General features: G+C 44.0%; 1 pseudogene. It reads right to left on the reverse strand.

The annotated features are described in order from the left end of the window. Positions 1-636 (reverse strand): annotated as a pseudogene (gene cagH, locus IE271_RS44550) (cag pathogenicity island type IV secretion system translocation protein CagH); the annotation flags it as partial. Positions 637-680: the final 44 nt, after the last annotated feature.

Genomic DNA, 680 nt, shown 5'->3' on the forward strand with positions numbered 1-680 from the left:
AAGCGCACCTAAAGCGGTACAGCTATCAAGGGAATCGGCTGTATCATTCATTGAGCTGTTGCTTGCTTGAGAACGCAGTTGTTCTTGTAGGGCTAGGGCGTATTTTGGTGCTGCACTTGTAATATTGCCTAAGATACCGCTCATCATTTCAACCGTTGTTGGCACACTAGGAACAGCGATTTGATTCGTCGCGTAAGCTTCAATAGCACTAGGATTTTTAGGGGTCGTGTTACTCGCTAAAATGCTTGCAATCTGACTATTAACAGCACTAATTTGCGCGCCTTGCGTGTTGCCTTGTGCGTTAAATTCCCCTGTTAATTTGCTGATATTTAAGATATTGTTCCCCACAGCCATGCTTTGATCGTTAAAACCTTGATACAATTGGTTGTATTGTTGGTTAGCGGCTTTCATAGGCATGCTTACGGCTTCAGCGATGCTTTGATTGTATTGGGTCATGATAGCGGTCATTTGCGGATTAGTAAATCCCACAACAATAGGAATAATCGCTGCTGACATAGCACCCGCTACTATTCCTGCAAATGGCCCTGCGACACCACTCGTGCTTGAGATGATTGAGGAAATTTCCGATAAGAAGCCTGCAGAAGATGATTCATATATAGCTTGCGTGCCTGCCATGTTAAAACCCCCCTAATGGTGGTAAAAACGATGAATCTGGATAT

The organism is Streptomyces minutiscleroticus (genome assembly GCF_014650875.1).
Lineage (GTDB): Bacteria > Actinomycetota > Actinomycetes > Streptomycetales > Streptomycetaceae > Streptomyces > Streptomyces minutiscleroticus.